This is a genomic window from Pseudomonas sp. Soil_N_39 (genome assembly GCF_057655955.1).
This window is the reverse complement of sequence record NZ_JBDGLI010000055.1, coordinates 1-365: the sequence shown is the minus strand read 5'-3', so window position 1 is coordinate 365 and position 365 is coordinate 1. Positions and strand designations below refer to the sequence as shown.

At 64.9% G+C, this 365-nt stretch carries 1 protein-coding gene; it reads left to right on the top strand.

Annotated features, from left to right (window positions below):
• Positions 1 to 365 (top strand): carbon starvation CstA family protein (locus AC3A5O_RS28800; protein ID WP_487754022.1); only part of this gene is annotated, 365 nt, incomplete at both ends.

The following is a 365-nucleotide window of genomic DNA, read 5'->3' as shown; positions in this document are numbered from 1 at the left end:
CCGGCGCTGACCCAGTTCACCGACGGCACGGGACCTGTGTGGAAGGGCGGGCTGTTCCCGTTCCTGTTCATCACCATCGCCTGCGGTGCGGTCTCGGGGTTCCATGCGCTGATCTCCTCGGGCACCACGCCCAAGCTCTTGGATAACGAAGTCAACGCCCGCTATATCGGCTACGGCGGCATGCTGATGGAGTCGTTCGTGGCGATCATGGCCATGGTCGCCGCTTCGGTGATCGAGCCGGGCGTGTACTTCGCCATGAACAGCCCGGCGGCGATCGTCGGCGGTGATGTGGTGGCCGTGGCGCAGACCGTCAGCAGCTGGGGTTTTGCAATCACCCCCGAAGCGCTGCAAGCGGTGGCCAAGGA